The organism is Pseudoxanthomonas sp. GM95 (genome assembly GCF_900109775.1).
Taxonomy (GTDB): Bacteria; Pseudomonadota; Gammaproteobacteria; order Xanthomonadales; family Xanthomonadaceae; genus Pseudoxanthomonas_A.
Window position 1 is genome coordinate 410,418 of the sequence record NZ_FOAX01000001.1, and the last position, 16,304, is coordinate 426,721.

The 16,304-nt window shown below is 68.0% G+C and carries 14 protein-coding genes; 6 read left to right on the forward strand and 8 right to left on the reverse strand.

The annotated features are described in order from the left end of the window. Positions 1-44: 44 nt before the first annotated feature. Positions 45-2,774, forward strand: a complete 2,730-nt coding sequence (gene ppc / locus BMZ17_RS01850) for a phosphoenolpyruvate carboxylase (protein ID WP_093134675.1) — start codon at positions 45-47, stop codon at positions 2,772-2,774. Positions 2,775-2,793: 19 nt separating this feature from the next. Continuing rightward, on the forward strand, positions 2,794-3,210 hold the full coding sequence (locus tag BMZ17_RS01855) for a hypothetical protein (protein ID WP_139202773.1): 417 nt from the start codon (positions 2,794-2,796) through the stop codon (positions 3,208-3,210). Positions 3,211-3,363: 153 nt separating this feature from the next. Here the strand turns inward: BMZ17_RS01855 and BMZ17_RS01860 are convergent, their stop codons facing one another. Continuing rightward, positions 3,364-4,191: an aldo/keto reductase gene (locus BMZ17_RS01860; RefSeq protein ID WP_093134681.1), complete on the reverse strand. Its 828-nt coding sequence runs from the start codon at positions 4,189-4,191 to the stop codon at positions 3,364-3,366. 117 nt (positions 4,192-4,308) lie between these two features. Further along, positions 4,309-6,213 carry an ATP-binding cassette domain-containing protein gene (locus BMZ17_RS01865; protein WP_093134684.1) on the reverse strand — a complete coding sequence of 635 codons (1,905 nt, stop codon included), beginning with the start codon at positions 6,211-6,213 and terminating at the stop codon, positions 4,309-4,311. Between the two features lie 99 nt (positions 6,214-6,312). Here BMZ17_RS01865 and BMZ17_RS01870 point away from each other — a divergent pair, with 99 nt between their 5' ends. Next, positions 6,313-6,774, forward strand: coding sequence for a hypothetical protein (locus BMZ17_RS01870; RefSeq protein WP_093134688.1), 462 nt, complete (start codon positions 6,313-6,315; stop codon positions 6,772-6,774). Next, positions 6,771-8,093, forward strand: coding sequence for a DUF6056 family protein (locus BMZ17_RS01875; RefSeq protein ID WP_093134692.1), 1,323 nt, complete (start codon positions 6,771-6,773; stop codon positions 8,091-8,093). The genes BMZ17_RS01870 and BMZ17_RS01875 overlap by 4 nt, the downstream gene beginning before the upstream one ends. Before the next feature lie 18 nt (positions 8,094-8,111). On the opposite strand, the gene BMZ17_RS20795 is transcribed toward BMZ17_RS01875, so the two are convergent. The 6 genes from BMZ17_RS20795 to BMZ17_RS01900 form a co-directional block, all read right to left on the reverse strand. Further along, positions 8,112-8,408 (reverse strand): hypothetical protein, encoded by a 297-nt coding sequence (locus BMZ17_RS20795; protein WP_139202774.1) that lies wholly within the window; start codon positions 8,406-8,408, stop codon positions 8,112-8,114. Between the two features lie 16 nt (positions 8,409-8,424). Further along, positions 8,425-9,327 (reverse strand): phosphatidate cytidylyltransferase, encoded by a 903-nt coding sequence (locus BMZ17_RS01880; protein WP_254775221.1) that lies wholly within the window; start codon positions 9,325-9,327, stop codon positions 8,425-8,427. 80 nt (positions 9,328-9,407) lie between these two features. Then, positions 9,408-10,010 (reverse strand): lysophospholipid acyltransferase family protein, encoded by a 603-nt coding sequence (locus BMZ17_RS01885; protein ID WP_093134701.1) that lies wholly within the window; start codon positions 10,008-10,010, stop codon positions 9,408-9,410. Continuing rightward, complete coding sequence (locus BMZ17_RS01890) at positions 10,007-10,639, reverse strand: CDP-alcohol phosphatidyltransferase family protein (protein WP_093134705.1); 633 nt, start codon at positions 10,637-10,639, stop codon at positions 10,007-10,009. Before BMZ17_RS01890 ends, BMZ17_RS01885 begins: the two co-directional genes overlap by 4 nt. A 107-nt stretch (positions 10,640-10,746) precedes the next feature. After that, positions 10,747-13,047, reverse strand: a complete 2,301-nt coding sequence (ggpS, locus tag BMZ17_RS01895; protein WP_093137989.1) for a glucosylglycerol-phosphate synthase — start codon at positions 13,045-13,047, stop codon at positions 10,747-10,749. Positions 13,048-13,127: 80 nt separating this feature from the next. Then, complete coding sequence (locus tag BMZ17_RS01900) at positions 13,128-14,351, reverse strand: MFS transporter (protein WP_093134709.1); 1,224 nt, start codon at positions 14,349-14,351, stop codon at positions 13,128-13,130. 235 nt (positions 14,352-14,586) lie between these two features. On the opposite strand from BMZ17_RS01900, the gene BMZ17_RS01905 reads away from it, so the two are divergent. Further along, the gene (locus tag BMZ17_RS01905; RefSeq protein WP_093134712.1) at positions 14,587-15,924 is read left to right on the forward strand and encodes a cation:proton antiporter; all 1,338 of its coding nucleotides are present in this window, start codon (positions 14,587-14,589) and stop codon (positions 15,922-15,924) included. 59 nt (positions 15,925-15,983) lie between these two features. Next, positions 15,984-16,265 (forward strand): FmdB family zinc ribbon protein, encoded by a 282-nt coding sequence (locus tag BMZ17_RS01910; RefSeq protein WP_093134715.1) that lies wholly within the window; start codon positions 15,984-15,986, stop codon positions 16,263-16,265. Positions 16,266-16,304: the final 39 nt, after the last annotated feature.

Below are 16,304 nucleotides of genomic sequence, written 5' to 3' on the forward strand. Positions count from 1 at the left end.
GTAGGCTTGGCGTCCCCCAGCGATCGGTCAATGTGGTCTACGCGATGAATTCATCTGCAACTGTGTCGGCATCGTCCTCGATCTCCGAATTTGCAACGCCCGACCTGCCGCTGCGCGACGATGTGCGCCGGCTGGGCGCGCTGGTCGGCGACATGCTGGCCGAGCAGGTCTCGCCGGATTTCCTGGCGCAGGTCGAGGCGATCCGCACCGCGGCCATCGCCCGCCGCCAGAAAGGCGAAACCACCGAGCAACTCGCATCCACCCTGGCCGGCATGGACGCAGAGGAAGCCGAGGCGCTGATCCGCGCGTTCAGCGCCTACTTCCAGGTGGTCAACATCGCCGAACGCGTGCATCGCATCCGCCGCCGCCGCGACTACCAGCGCAAGGGCGATGCGCCGCAGCCCGAAGGCCTGCACGCCAGCCTGCGCAAGCTCAAAGAGCAGGGCGTCGACCTGGCCGAAGCCACGCGCTGGCTGGAAAAGATCGACCTGGAGCCGGTGTTCACCGCGCACCCGACCGAAGCGGTGCGCCGGGCGCTGCTGGAAAAGGAACAGCTGATGGTCGCCAGCCTGGTCGCCGGCCTGGACGGCAGCCGCACACCGGGCGAGGCGGCCACCGATGCCGCGCGCTTCCGCATGGCGCTGACCGCGGCGTGGCAGACCGCCGACTCCTCGCCGGTGCGGCCGACCGTGGCCGATGAGCGCGAGCACGTCGGCTTCTACCTGACCGAGGTGCTGTATCGCGTGGTGCCGGTGTTCTACGAATCGCTGGAACACGCCTTCGACGAGACCTACGGCAGTGCGCCGGAGCTGCCGCGCGTGCTGCGCTTCGGCACCTGGGTCGGCGGCGACATGGACGGCAACCCGAACGTGGACGCCACCACCATCGCCGCGACCCTGCGCGCGCAGCGCCAGGCGGTGCTGGAGCGGTATCTGAAGGAGCTCTGGCAGCTGGCCAGCCTGTTGAGCCAGTCGACCACGCTGGTGCCGGTCAGCGATGCGCTGCAGGCGCGTTTGGCGCAGTACCAGGCGGCGATGCCGCAGGCCGCGGCGCGCTCGCGCCCGCGCCATGCCGACATGCCGTATCGCCTGCTCAACGACCTGATGCGCGCGCGCCTGCGCGCCACCCTGGAGGAAGGCCCGGACAGCTACGCCTCGCCGGCCGAATTCGCCGAGGACGTGCAGCTGATCCTGGACAGCCTGGAAGCGCACAAGGGCCTGCATGCCGGCTGGTTCGCGGTGCGCCGCCTGCAGTGGCGCGTGCGCACCTTCGGCTTCCACCTGGCGCGGTTGGACGTGCGCCAGGAATCCAGCGTGCACGGCCGCGCCGTGGCCGCCGCGCTCGGCGATGGCGGCTGGGACGCGCATGACGCGCTCGCACGCGCCACGCTGCTGCAGCCTTATGCCTCGGGCGAACAGACGCTGCCGGCCAGCGAGGACGAAGGCAATCCGCGCCTGGATGCGGTGTTCGCCGCATTGAGCGAAGCGCGCCGCCTGCATGGCGCCGATGCGCTGGGCGCCTACATCATCTCGATGGCGCACAGCCGCGCCGACGTGCTCACCGTGCTGGCGCTGGCGCGTCGCGGTGGCCTGGTCGACGACCACGGCGATGTGCCGCTGGATATCGCGCCCTTGTTTGAAACCGTCGACGACCTGCGCCACGGCCCGGAGGTCCTGCGCGACCTGGCCGCCGACCCGGTCTACCGCAAGCACCTCGCCGCGCGCGGCGATACCCAGATGGTGATGCTGGGCTATTCGGACAGCGGCAAGGACGGCGGCACCACCGCTTCGCGCTGGGGCCTGCAGCGCGGCCAGGTGGAACTGCTGGAGGCCGCGCAGGAACTCGGCATCAAGCTGACCTTCTTCCACGGCCGCGGTGGTTCGATCAGCCGTGGTGGCGGCAAGACCACGCGTGCGGTCGATGCGTCGCCGCGCGGCAGCGTCGATGGCCGCCTGCGCGTGACCGAGCAGGGTGAAGTGATCCACCGCAAGTACGGCATCCGCGCGCTGGCGGTGCGTTCGCTGGAGCAGTCACTGGGCGCGGTCATGGTCTCCAGCATCCGCCCGCGTGCCGCCGAACCGCGCGAAGCGCAGTGGCGCAAGATCATGGACACCGTCTCCAGGGCCAGCAATCGCGCCTACCTGGACTTCGTCGGTGCCAAGGGCTTCATGGATTACTTCCGCACGGCCACGCCGATCGACGTGATCGAGCGCATGACGCTGGGGTCGCGCCCGTCGCGCCGGCTGGGCCAGGACGCGGCGCTGGATAACCTGCGCGCGATCCCGTGGGTGTTCGGCTGGAGCCAGGCGCGCGCCACGATTCCCGGCTGGTACGGCGTGGGCAGCGGCCTGGCCGCGGCGGTGGAAGAATTCGGCGAAGAAGCGGTGCGCGAAATGGGTCGCGACTGGCCGTTCGTGCGCACCTTCCTGGACGACATCGCGATGGTGCTGGCCAAGGGCGACCTGGGCATCGCGGCGCTGTTCTCGCAGCTTTCGGGCGAGCTGCACGGCCAGTTCTTCCCGAAGATCGAAGCCGAACACGAACTCACCCGCCACTGGCTGCTGCGTTTGAATGGCGCCGACTCGCTGCTGCAGCACGACCAGCGCCTGGCGTTGTCGATCCGCCTGCGCAATCCCTACATCGATCCGATGAGCCTGCTGCAGGTCGACCTGCTCAAGCGCTGGCGCGCGGCCGGCCGCGAGGACGACGCGCTGCTGCGCGCGCTGGTGGCCAGCGTCAACGGCGTGTCGCAAGGCGTGCAGAACACCGGCTGATGGCACAGGACCGATCGCCATGCGTTACCGGGTAACGGTGTTCGATCCCGCGGTCGCACCGCGGACGGCGGCGGGTTTCCTGACATGGACGCGGGTGCCGACCTGGACCGAACACAACGCCAGCGATCCAGGCGCGACGATGCTCGAGCTGCTCGCGTATCTGCGCGAGGCGCAGCGGCAGTTCCCGATGGACGAGGGCGTGCGCCCGGCACTACGTTCCGGCCAGCACGTGCTGGTCGAGCACCAGGTCGCCCGGGACCAGATCCAGCTGGTGTTCGAGACCGATGACGTGCGTGCGCTGTCCGCGCAATTGCAGGGCCTGGCCACGCAGCATCACGTGGGCTTCTACGAGATCAGCGTTGGTGACGCTGCGCCGGTGCTGGACCCACCCAAGGCAATGCTGCCTGCACGCAAGCCCTGGTGGAAGCGCTGGTAACTCCCTGCGCTGGCGGGTGTTGTGGGAGCCGCTTCAGCGGCGATGAGGCCTTGCCGGACACGCCCGATCACCGATGAATCGGCTCCCACAAGATGCGCCGCTTGCCCATAAAAAAGCCGCCCGGAGGCGGCTTTTTTGGCCCAACTGCGCGGATCAGTTGAGTTCGGACGGATCCGGGCCGCGGCGCTTGCCGGCATCCAGGCTGGCGATGGCGGCCATGTCCTCGTTGCTGAGCTTGAAGTCGAACACGTCGATGTTCTCCTTGATGCGCGCCGGCGTGACTGACTTCGGGAAGACCACGCAGCCCAGCTGGATGTGCCAGCGCAGGATCACCTGGGCGGCGGTCTTGCCGTGGCGCGCGCCAATGTCCTTGAGGATCGGGTTTTCCAGCAGCTCGCCGCCCTGGGCGATCGGGCTCCAGGATTCGGTCAGGATGCCGTGGGTCTGGTGGTAGTCGCGCAGGGCGCGCTGCTGCAGCAGCGGATGCAGCTCGATCTGGTTGACCGCCGGCATGACGCCTGTGGCGGCGACGATGTGCTCGATGTCCTCGACGCGGAAGTTGGACACGCCGATCGACTTGACCTTGCCGGCGTCGCGCGCGGCGATCAGCGCCTTCCAGCTGTCGATGAACTTGCCGTTGGCCGGGCACGGCCAGTGGATCAGGTACAGGTCGACGTAATCGAGCTTGAGCTTGGCCAGGCTGGTGTCCAGCGCCTTGAGCGCGCTGTCGTAGCCCTGGTCGGCGTTCCACAGCTTGGTGGTGATGAACAGCTGGTCGCGCGGAATGCCGGACGCGGCGATCGCCTGGCCGACGCCCTCCTCGTTGCCGTAGATGGCGGCGGCGTCGATGTGGCGGTAGCCCAGCTTGAAGGCCTCGCCCACGACACGGGCGGTTTCATCGGCAGGGGTCTGCCACACGCCCAGGCCGAACTGCGGAATGGTGCGGCCGTCGAGCATTTCGAGGAAGGGAACAGATGACATGGCATGGCCTCGCGATAACGTGGAAAACAGACCGCCCAGTGTAGGCGGCGGCCTGTTTGCGTCATGCCAATGCGTGGTGCGCCGCGCAGAACAGCGTGTTTCCGCGCGGCCGGTGGCTCAGCCGTCCAGCGCGCTCCAGCGGGCGTAGGCAGTTTCCAGCTGGGCGTTGAGCGCGGCCAGGGCCTCGTTCTCGGCCACGATCGTGGCGCTGTCCTGCTGGAAGAACGCCGGCTGGCCCATCGCTGCGGTGCGCGCGGCGATGTCGGTTTCCAGCTGTTCGATCCGGGCCGGCAGCTGCTCCAGCTCGCGCTGGTCCTTGAAGCTGAGCTTCTTCTTTGGTGCGGCGGGTTCGGCCGGGGCGGAGGCTGCGGCGGCGTTGGCGGCAATCACCTGTTCCTGCGGGGTGCGGTCGGTGATGACGCCGGCGCTGTCGAAACCAGCGCGGCCACGCGGGCGTTGGCGCAACCAGTCGTTGTAGCCGCCGATGTAATCGCCGACGCGCCCGCCACCTTCCAGCACAAGGGTGCTGGTGACCACGTTATCGATGAAGTCGCGGTCATGGCTGACCAGCAGCAGCGTGCCCTTGTAGTCGGCCAGCAGCTCTTCCAGCAGCTCCAGGGTTTCCACGTCCAGGTCGTTGGTCGGTTCGTCCATCACCAGCAGGTTGGACGGCTGCGAGAACAGCTTGGCCAGCAGCAGACGGTTGCGCTCGCCGCCGGACAGGCGGGTGATCGGCGCGCGTGCGCGTTCGGGCGAGAACAGGAAATCCTGCAGGTAGCCGATGATGTGCTTGCGGCTGCCGTTGACCTCGACGAAGTCGGTGCCCTGGGCGACGTTTTCCAGCGCGTTGCGGGTCTCGTCCAGCTGGCTGCGGTGCTGGTCGAAGTAGGCGATCTGCAGGTTGGTGCCGGTCTCCACCTCGCCCATCTGCGGGGCCAGCTCGCCCAGCAGGATCTTGAGCAGGGTCGACTTGCCCGAACCGTTCGGACCGATGATGCCCACGCGGTCGCCGCGCATGATGTTGACGCTGACATCGTCCAGCAGGGTGCGGCCGGCGTAGATCTGGGTGATGTGCTCGGCGCTGATGACCTTCTTGCCGGAGGCCTGCGCATTGGAGGTTTCCATGCGCACGTTGCCGGTCAGGTCGCGGCGCTCCGAACGCTCGCGGCGCATCGCCTTCAGGGCAGTGACGCGGCCTTCGTTGCGGGTGCGGCGGGCCTTGATACCCTGGCGGATCCAGACTTCTTCCTGGGCCAGCAGCTTGTCGAAGCGCGCGTTTTCCTGCGCCTCGGCGTGCAGGCGTTCCTCGCGGCGGCGCAGGTAGTTGTCGTAGTCGCCCGGCCAGCTGGTGACCTGGCCGCGGTCGATCTCGACGATGCGCGTGGCCAGGTTGCGCAGGAAGCTGCGGTCGTGGGTGATGAAGATCAGGCTGCCTTCGAACGACTTGAGGAAGCCTTCGAGCCAGTCGATGGCTTCGATGTCCAGGTGGTTGGTCGGCTCGTCCAGCAGCAGGATGTCCGGCTTGCGCACCAGCGCCTGGGCCAGCAGCACCCGGCGCTTCATGCCGCCGGAGAGTGCGGCGAAATCGGCATCGCCGTCCAGCTCCAGCCGGTCCAGCGTGGCCTGCACGCGGGTATCCAGATCCCAGGCGTTGTGGGCCTCGATCTGGGTCTGGGCGCGGCCCATGGCGTCCATGTCGCCCTCGTGCAGGGCGTGGTGGTAGTCGGCCAGCATCTTGCCGAGCGCGCCTAGCCCTTCGGCGACCACGTCGAAGATGGTGCCCGAGGTGTCCTGCGGGACCTCCTGGGCCATGCGCGCGACCACCGCGCCTGAGCGCAGGCGGATTTCGCCGTCGTCAGGCGTGATGTCGCCGGCGATCAGCTTCATCAGGGTGGACTTGCCGGCACCGTTGCGGCCGACGATGCAGACGCGTTCGCCGGATTCGATGGAAAGCTCGACCTGTTCGAGCAGCAGCGGGCCGCCGACGCTGTAGTCGAGGCGCTGGAGTTGCAGTAGGGACATGCGACCATTGTAGCCGGGGCCATCACATCAAAGCCGGAACATCGAATGTCGCAAGGCGGGGACACTGCACGCAGACTGTCGCGCTGGGCCGGTTTTGGAATGTTGGCGTGCGCGCTGGGGTTCGGCGGGCTCTATCTGGCGCTGTTCCTGCGCGACAACGCCGCGCCGCCCGTGGCCCTGCCGGCCGCGCCGACGACGCCGGATGGGCGCTTCGCCCACGCCACCACGTTCTGCCGGATCACCGCCGACCGGGTGGTGGTGCGCGGCTGGGCAGTGCGCAAAGGGACGGGCTGGCCGCTGACCCATAACCGGGTGGTGATGCGCCTGGCCGATGGCCGCGGCGTGGCGCTGGACACGGCGATGCTGGACAGCAAGGACATGGCCGACACGATCCACGCGGCCACCGACGATACGCGCACCTATTACGCGGCGCGCTTTGTTGCCTCGCTCAACCTCCGGGTTGCCGGGCTGGACGCGCGCGGCGCGCGGCTGTTCCTGGACTGGCACGAGGGACAGGTGCGCGCGCTGCTGCCGCTGGATTGCGTGGGGAACGCGCCATGAAGCGCTTGATGTCGCCGTGGTCGCTGGCCGGCCTGGGCTGGGTGCTGGCCGGGATCGCCTGCATCCATCTGTTCGGCATCAGCGATGCGCCGGTTGCCGACGATGCCTACTTCGCGAAGATGCTGTCGCAGTATTCGCTGGGCGATTACCTCATCCACCGCTACCACACCTGGACCGGGCGCCTGCCGATCGAAGGCCTGCTGGTGGTGCTGGTCCATCACACCTGGATCTGGCGGGCCTGCAACGCGGTGCTGATGGCGCTGCTGATCGTGGCCACGGCGCGGCTAGCGCGGGTGGGCACAGCGCTGTCGCAGGGCGGGGCGATGGCGCTGGTGTTCGCGCTGTTCATGCTGATTACTCCGCAAATCCAGTTCGAATCCAGCCGCTGGCTGACCGGCTCGCTGAATTACCTGTGGCCGGCCGCGCTGGGTCTGTGGAGCCTGGTGCCGCTGGTGGAGGGCAAGGCTTACGGCTGGCCGCAGCGGCTGGGATTCTGCCTGGCCGCCAGCCTGGCCGCGTACTGCGACCAACTCGCGCTGGCGCTGGTCCCGCTCGCGCTGGGGCTGCTGATCTGGCGCGCGCGCCAGGGTCGCGCCACGCGCTGGGATATCGCGCAAGCGCTGCTGCTGGTGGCCAACGCGGCGTTCGCCCTGAGTGCACCGGGCAACGCACAGCGTTTCCACGAAGAGCAGGGCATGCGCTTCCCCAACTTCGCCGACCTGGACGTGCTGGAAAAGCTGCGCATCGGCCTGGGCCTGATCGCGCGGGCCTTCAGCGATCCCTACAACTACCTGGTGGAACTGCTCGGCGTGCTGGTGCTGGTGCTGCTGTGGCGCGCGCCGCTGTCGCGCTGGCTGAAAGGCGTGCTGGGCGCGGTGCTGGTGGTGTCGCTGGCGCAGGTCGCGCTGGTGCTGACGCCGCTGTCGGGCCATGCGCTGCGTGCGTGGTTGCCGATGCGGCTGGATGGCGACGTGGTGTTCTTCGCCGGCAACTATGCGGTGACGGCGTGGACGCTGTTCTCGGTGGGGTGCCTGATGATCGCCTGCGCGTGCTGTTTCTGGCGTAGCACCAGCGAGGCGCTGCGGATGCTGGGCGTGCTGCTGCTGGGCCTGGCGTCGCTGGGGATGATGGGTTTTTCACCGACGGCCTACCTGTCGAGCATGCGCATCGCCTTCCTGTGCGCGATGGCGCTGGTGATCGTCGGCACGCGCCTGTTCGCGCGACTGCCCCAGGTCTACGGGCCGGGGATGTCGCGCGCGCTGGTGGCGGTCACCCTGCTGCTGGCGAGCTGGCGGATCGTGGCGCTCTGCCTGGCCTGAGCGCGCTGCGCGTACGAGCTAATCTTCTTGCCGATAAAAGCTGTAGCCGGATGGCTTTCTTCCGAAGAAACCCTGCAGGAAACCAACCGAGTAGCTCTGCTCAATCTTGATGGATGGCAATCCACCTCGGTTGCATGCGGCATAGGCACCGCCTTCGCGCCACTCAGATAGCACTATTTCTTCTGCAAGGATTCGTGCGGAGAGCAGGTCGGTCTCTCGTACTAGCCTAGTTGTGAAAAACCCAATCGACGCATCGTTCTCGTCGAGAAGGGCATCGATTCCGCTGCCTGAAAGTATGAATTTGAAGTAGGGCAAGACTGATAGTTCCGGATCACTGGAAGGCGTACCGCACCACATGGAAGAACACCGGCGCGGCGAACACCACCGAGTCCAGCCGGTCCAGCGCACCGCCGTGGCCTTCGATCATTTCGCCCCAGTCCTTGGCGCCCAGGCTGCGCTTGGTCGCCGACAGCGCCAGCCCGCCGAGGAAGCCGCAGAGCACGATCAGCAGCGACAGCGCCGCCGACTGCAGCGGACTGAAGGGCGTGACCCACCACAGCGCCGCGCCGATCGCCGCGGCCGACAGGCCGCCGCCGACGAGGCCTTCGACCGTCTTGGACGGGCTTACTTTCGGCGCCAGCAGATGCTTGCCGAACAGCTTGCCGAACACGTACTGGAGCACGTCGCTCAGCTGCACCACCAGCAGCAGGTAGAACAGCAGCATCAGGTTCTGGCCTTCGTAGCCGGGGATCTGCAGCATCATCAGCGCCGGCGCGTGGCTGAGGCAGAACACCGTCAGCATCAGGCCCCACTGCACCTTGGTGTTGCGCGCCAGGAAGTCCTCGGTATCGCCCGACAGCGCGGTCACCGCCGGCAGCAGCAGGAAGCCGTAGACCGGGATGCACATGACGAACAGGCCGTACCAGCCGATCCCGATCAGCCAGTACTGCAGCGGGATCGCGATGTAGAAGCACAAACACAGCGCCAGGTGGTCGCCGCGGCGCGTGGGCGTCAGGGTCAGGAATTCGCGCAGGGCGAAGAACGACAGCAGCGCGTACAGCACCAGCGTGGCGACCTTGCCGATCAGGAAGCACACCAGCAGGATCGCGACCATCACCCACCACGCGTTGATGCGCGCGTTGAGGTTGTCCACCACCGCCGAGGGCTTGCGCTTGCCCAGCACCCAGCCGATCGCCGAGGCCAGCACCAGCAGGCCGATGACGCCGCCGATCATCCACCAGAACTTGCCCGGGGCCTGCGCGATGGCCGCGCGCACGAAGCCGTTGAGCTGGGATGTGCCCATTGCGATCAAGGTCATGGGGCCAGCGCCTCCACTGCGTGGCGGGCACGTTCCAGGAACGCGGGTTTGTCTTCGCCGGGATCGACGTGCAGGGCCGCGCCGAAGCGCACCGTGCAGATCAGCGGCACCGGCAGCAGGCTGCCCTTGGGCATGCTGCGGCGGGCGTTGTCCAGATAGACCGCGATCAGTTCGACCTGCGGATAGCGCTGGGCCAGGTGGTACAGGCCGGACTTGAATGGCAGCAAGGTCGCCTCGTGGTTGCGCGTGCCTTCCGGGAAGATGATCAGCGAATCACCCGCGTCCAGCGCGTCGTACAGCGGCTGCAGCGGATCGACGTCAGCGTGTTCGCGATGGCGGTCGATCAGGACCACGTTCAAGCCGGGGCCGGCGATCAACCCTTTCAATCCACCGCCACCCCAGTAATCGCGTGCGGCGACCGGGCGCGTCTTCTTGCGCAGGGCAGGCGGCAGGGCCGACCACAGCGCGACGGTGTCCAGGTGGCTGGAGTGGTTGGCGAAATAGATCCGCTGGGTCGGTTCTGGCTTGCTGCCCAGCCAGCGCGGGTAGGCGCCGAACAAGGCCTTGCTGGCGGTCACCAGCAGGCGGTCGATGATCATGCGACGTCCCTGTCGTTGAGCTGGCGGGCGATCGCCACGCTGCGGGTGATGCAGGTCAGCAGCGCGCCAGCGGCGATGACGATGGCGGCCACCAGCAGTGCCCAGCGCGTGCCGTGCAGGGCGCCTTCGACCGCGCCGAGGATGCAGGCGGCGGTCAGCACGGCCATGCGGTGCTGCTTGGCCATCGGTCCGCGGAAATCCTGCGCCAAGCCCAGGCTGCCGCCGGCCAGGCGCACGTACGCGGTCAAGGCGGCCAGCAGCGCGCCGAGCCAGCCCAGCCACGACAGGCCGCAGCCATAGCCCAGGCCGACGATCAGCAGCGAGTCGGCGACGCGATCGGGGAACTCGTTGTAGAGCGCGCCGGTGGCGGTCTTGCGGCCGCCTTCCATCGCGACCATGCCATCCAGCAGGTTGCACACCAGGCGTAGCTGGATGCAGACCGCCGCGATCACCAGGCCGCCGGCGATCGGTGCCCAGGCCAGCATCGCCGCGCCGATGGCGGCGAAGAAGATGCTCAGCACGGAGATCTGGTTGGGCGTGATCGACGACTGCGCCAGCGCCGCGCTCAGGCGCTGCGCCCATCCGGTGTTGCGCGCGGCGATCGGCCGGCGATTGTCATCCTGACTCATGGGCGCCGATGGTAATCCAGTTCCGGCGCCAGCCACGCCAACGGCGCGCGGGCAGCAAAAAGCCGGCGTCGCGGCCGGCTTTCTGCGGTGTTGCGAAGTGACGACGATCAGGCAGCGTGATCGCGCTGCTGGGCGAAGGTCTGGCCCTTTTTCTTCGGTGCCGGCTTGGTCGGCTGGCCGGCCTTGCGCACCGCGCCCAGGAACTCCTGGCCCCAGCGATCCACGTCGTAGTAATCGACGATGTCGTAGAGCTGGCGCAGGCGGTCGCCGGCTTCTTCCTCGGGCATCTGCAGGGCCTGCAGCAGCGCGGCGGTGAGGTCGGCCTGGTCATGCGGGTTGGTCAGCACCGCGCCCTTCAGTTCGGCCGCAGCGCCGGCGAACTCGCTCAGCACCAGGATGCCGTTGCCGCCCTCGATGCCCTGGGTGGCGACGAACTCTTTGCCCACCAGGTTCAGCCCGTCACGCAGCGGCGTGATCCACATGACCTGGGCGGCGGCGTAATGCGCCACCACGTCCTCGAACGGAAAGGCCTGGGCGAAGAAGCGCACTGGCGTCCAGTCCATCCGCGCGAAGCGGCCGTTGATGCGGCCCACCGCCTGTTCGATGGAATTTTGCAGCTGGCGGTAGACGGTCATTTCCTTGGCCGCCGGCACGCAGATCATCAGCAGCGTCACCTTGTTGTGCAGGCTGGGCTGGGATTCGAGCAGGCGCTCGAAGGCCTCCAGCTTGGCCAGCGTGCCCTTGGTGTAGTCCAGGCGCTCGACCGACAACACCAGCTTGCGCGCGCCGATCTCGCGCCGCAGCTTGTAGATGTTGTTGCGCACCTCCGGGTTGGTCAGGACGTTCTTGATCCGGCGCATGTCGGTGCCGACCGGATGCGCGCCCAGGGCGACCTCGCGACCAGGCACGCGCAGGCGCGTGGTCATCGTGTCCAGGCCTACCGCGCAGCCGTAAGTGAGGAAGCGCGGCGCGCAGCTTTCGGTCTGCACGCGCTCCACCGGCGCCACGCCGCGGACCACGTCGACGAAGTTCTCCACCTGGCGCGGGATGTGGAAGCCCACGTAATCGCACGACAGCAGGCTGCCGATGATCTCGCGGCGCCACGGCACTACGTTGAACACGTCGGCCGAGGGGAAATAGGTGTGGTGGAAGAAGGCGATCTTCAGGTCCGGGCGCATCTCGCGCAGGTAGGCCGGCACCATCCACAGGTTGTAGTCGTGGATCCAGACGGTGGCGCCTTCGGCGGCTTCCTCGGCCGTGGCCTCGGCGAACTTGCGGTTGACCTTGAGGAACACCTTCCAGTCGTCCTCGCGGAAGCGCGCGCGCTCCCAGAACACGTGCAGCATCGGCCAGAACGCTTCCTTGCTGAAGCGCTTGTAGAAGATGTCCACCTCGGTCTTGGTCAGCGGCACGCGCGCGGCGGTGAGGTTGGGGTACTTCTCATCGACCGCGGTGTGGGTTTCGAACGGGCCGCGCTTGGGATCGTCGATGCTCCAGGCCACCCATGAGCCGGTCTGCCCGCCCTGGAAGAAGCCCAGCAGCGAGGGAATGATCCCGTTGGGCGACTTGGGCTGGCGGCGGACGATCTTGTCGTCCTCGATGACCTCCTCGTAGGGCAGGCGGTGGTAGACCATCAGCAACTGCGCCTTGCCGGTCGGCGCAGTGCGCGCGACGGGCACGTACGGGTCGTCCTTGTCCAGCAGCTTGTAGTGGGCGATGGCTTCCAGGATGCCGCCGCAGCCGGGCGCCTGCGCATGCAGCACGTCGCTGAGCGAACCGGTGGCCTCGATCAGCGCCGGCTCCGAATCGCCCACGCACACGCCGCGGAAACCCGCGACATACATCGACAGGTCGTTGAGCGTGTCGCCGGCGACCAGCACGTTCTCGCGCTTGAGCTTGAGCTGCTTGGCCAGCGCCTTGAGGGTGCGGCCTTTGTCGGTGTCCGGCGGCAGGATGTCCAGGTAGCGGTCGGCCGAGTACAGCACCGAGCAGCCCAGTTCGCGCGCGGTGTCCTCGATCTGGGTGCGCAGCGGGGCCAGCGTGTCCGGGTCGCAGTAGTACGAGCAGCGGCGCTCCTGCGGCACGTCCTGGCGCTGCAGGCCGGGGAAGGCGCGCATGGCTTCGGCCACGGTGGTTTCGCCCGGCCAGCGCGCATCGATGCGCGACTGCAGGGGCTGCAGCGGCAGCAGGGTCTGGCCATCGACCACGGTCGCGCCCACGTCGCAGACCACGTAATCGGGGCGGGGAATGGAAGGATCGGTCAGCAGCGGCATCACCGATTCCAGGCCGCGGCCGGTGATGAAGATCAGGCAGATCTCGGGGTGCTGGTCCACCAGGCGATACAGGCGCTGGCGCTGCTCGGCGCTGCCGGCCAGGAAGGTGCCGTCCAGGTCGGTGGCCAGGATCAGGCGCGGATCGGGCCGGGCCTGGGTGGAGCGGGGTGAGGTATTTCGTGTGGGTGCGGTCAGGTCAGTCAAAAGGGATCCTCTTAGGGTTGAGACGGGGTTTCGGTTTCAGGCATCAGCTCCAGCGCGGACGGGGTGGTGCGCAGCATGGGGCGGAAGGGGGATTCGAACGTGCGGTCGCGGCGGAAGCGCAACCGCGCGAACAGGTAGCCGGCCAGCGCCAGCAGCATCACGGCGAAGTACACCGGCAGCGCCGCGGCGCCGAAGCGCTGCATCGCGCCGCCGGCCAGCGCCGGGCCGATCGCCGAGCCGACGCCGTTGACCAGCAGCAGGCTGGAACAGCCCGACAGCAGGTGTTCGCGCGGCAGGTAATCGAGCATGTGTGCCACCGCGAACGGGTACAGCGAAAAGCTCAGCCCGCCGAACAGGAAGAACAGGCCGAACAACAGCCGGTGATCGGCCTGGACCGCCGGCAACAGCATCGCCAGGGCGACGCCGGCTGCGGCCAGCGCGGTGATGGCGAGGGCCAGGCGACGGTCACGGCCATTGCTGACCTTGCCGATCGGCACCTGCAGCAGCGCACCGCCGGCGATCGCGGCCAGCATAAACAAGGCCACGCCCTGCGTGTCCAGGCCGATGCGCCCGGCGTACACCGGCGACAGGCCCCAGAACCCGCCCATCGCCAGGCCCGACAGCGCGGCGCCCACCGTGGCCGCCGGGGCCAGCCCGTACAGGCGCTTGAGGCTGAAGCGGGTCAGCGGCGGCACCTCCGGCTGGGTCAGGCGGGTGGCCGAGACCGGCATCACCGAGGCGCAGACCAGAATCGCGGTCAGCGAGAACAGCGTCGCCATCTCCATCCCGCCCCAGCCCAGCAGGACCTGGCCCAGGGCCAGCGCCGACAGGTTCACCATCATGTAGACCGAGAACACCTTGGCCCGGGTGTCGGGGTGGGGCTCGGCGTTGAGCCAGCTCTCGATGGTGGTGTACAGGCCGACCAGGGCCGCGCCGGTGATCAGGCGCAGCAGGCCCCAGACCCAGGGATTGACCCAGACCGGATGCAACAGGATCGCGATCGCGGCCAGCGCGGCGAAGAAGGCAAAGGCGCGGATATGGCCGATCCGGCCGATCATCGGCGGGCCCAGGAAGGTGCCGAAGAAGAACCCGGCGAAGTATCCGGACATCACCAGGCCCAGGGTCCGGTCGTCGAATCCGGCCTGCGCGCCACGCACCGCCAGCAGGGTGCCCAGCAGCCCGCTGCCCGTCAGGAGGAGGGCAACGCCAAGCAGGAGGGTCGTGAGCCGTAGCATCAGCGCGACCTTCTTGGGGAAGGGGAGCTGGTCACCAATGAAATCATAACATATTGATTCAGATGGGGAAAATGGAGGGCGTTTCAGGCACGGCGGAGCGCCGGCCGGAGACTGCGTCTGCAAGGGAAAGGGTGCTCACCGGCCATCTGCGAAGATGCCGCCCCGTTCGAGCAGGCCTTGCCGTGCTGCATTGCAGCAACGACCATCCTGCACCCGACCCCATGAAAGCCCTGTCGTGAGCCAAGAACTCGTCTACCTGCTGCTGATCTTTGGCCTGCTGGTCATCCCGCGTTTCCTGCAGCAGTTCAAACTGCCGGCGCCGCTGACCTGCCTGGTGTTCGGCATCGTCGCCGCGCTGGTGCTGGGCAAGCGGGTGGAGGACGGCGTGGTCTCGCTGCTGGCCTCGCTGGGCATCGCCTCGCTGTTCCTGTTCGCCGGGCTGGAGGTCGACCTGAAGGCGCTGCGCCGCGGGCTGTGGCCGCTGGTCACGCATCTGCTGGTGCGGGTGGCGTTCCTGGTGGGCGTGGGCTGGCTTGTGTGGCGCTACGCGCACCTGTCCTGGCAGGCCTCGGCGCTGCTGGCGCTGGCCCTGCTGACCCCGTCGACCGGGTTCATCATCGACACGCTCGGCCGGCTGGGCCTGGACGAAAAAGAACAGTTCTGGGTCACCAACAAGGCCATCGCTGGCGAACTGCTGGCGCTGGTGGTGCTGTTCGTGGTGCTGCAGTCGGCCAGCCCGCCGCTGCAGATCGTCGGCTCGTCGCTGGCGCTGGTGGCGATGCTGATCGGCCTGCCGCTGCTGTTCGTCGCGCTGGGCCGCTGGGTGCTGCCGCATTCGCCGGGCGCGGAGTTCTCGCTGCTGGTGATGGTCGGGGTGATCGCCGCCTATGTGACCCATCTGATCGGCGTGCACGATCTGGTCGGTGCCTTCATCACCGGCCTGGTCGCGCGCCTGCTGCGCCAGCGCATGCCGACCCTGGCCTCGCACGACAACCTGCACGCGGTGCGGCTGTTCGCCAGCTTCTTCGTGCCGTTCTACTTCTTTTATTCGGGCACCACGGTGCCAGCCGGGGCGTTGAGCTTCAGCGCGCTGGGCGTGGGCCTGGCGCTGACCGCGGTGTCGCTGCCACTGCGTGTGGGCGTGGTCGCCCTGCAGCGCAAGCTGGTGTTCGGCGAGTCGTTCAAGACCGGGCTGCGGATCGGCACCGCGTTGGCGCCGACCCTGATCTTCACCCTGGTGCTGGCCGGGCTGCTGCGCGAGCGCTTCCAGATTCCCGATGCGCTGTTCGGCGGGCTGCTGCTGTACGCGATCCTGACCACGCTGTTGCCCTCGCTGGTGTTCAAGACCCCATTCGACGTCGATCCGGTGGAGAACGAGCCGGGCCACCACGCGCCCGCGGCCGGCGGCGCGGCCTCCACGCTGATGGCGCCGGGCACCTCGGAACTGCACGCGCACCGGGTCGGCGCGGCCTTCGTCGCAGCCAGCGAAACCCCGATCCTGCCCGCCGCGGAAGTGGCCGACAGCGACGGTCCGCTGCCCGAGGATCGCGGCCACGGCGATCGCACCGCTTGATTCGCCGGCCGCCAACCCCCACCGTTGCGCCCTGAAACGTCCGACTGACCCCCATCGCCATGCCGATCTACGCTTTTGAATGCACCACCTGCGGCCACAGCTTCGACAAGCTGCAGAAACTGTCCGACGCCGATCCGGCGGCCTGCCCCAGTTGCGGCGCGCCCACGGTCAAGCGCCAGATCACCGCGCCCTCGTTCCGCCTGGCCGGCGGCGGCTGGTACGAGACCGACTTCAAGAAGGGCGGCGACAAGAAGCGCAATCTGGCCGAAGGCGGCGGAACGGGCGGGACGTCCTCCGGCGGCGACAGCAAGCCGTCGGGTTCCAGCTCCAGCAGCGACTGACGCCGCGCAGGTTCGCGCAATAAAAAAGCCGGGCATTGC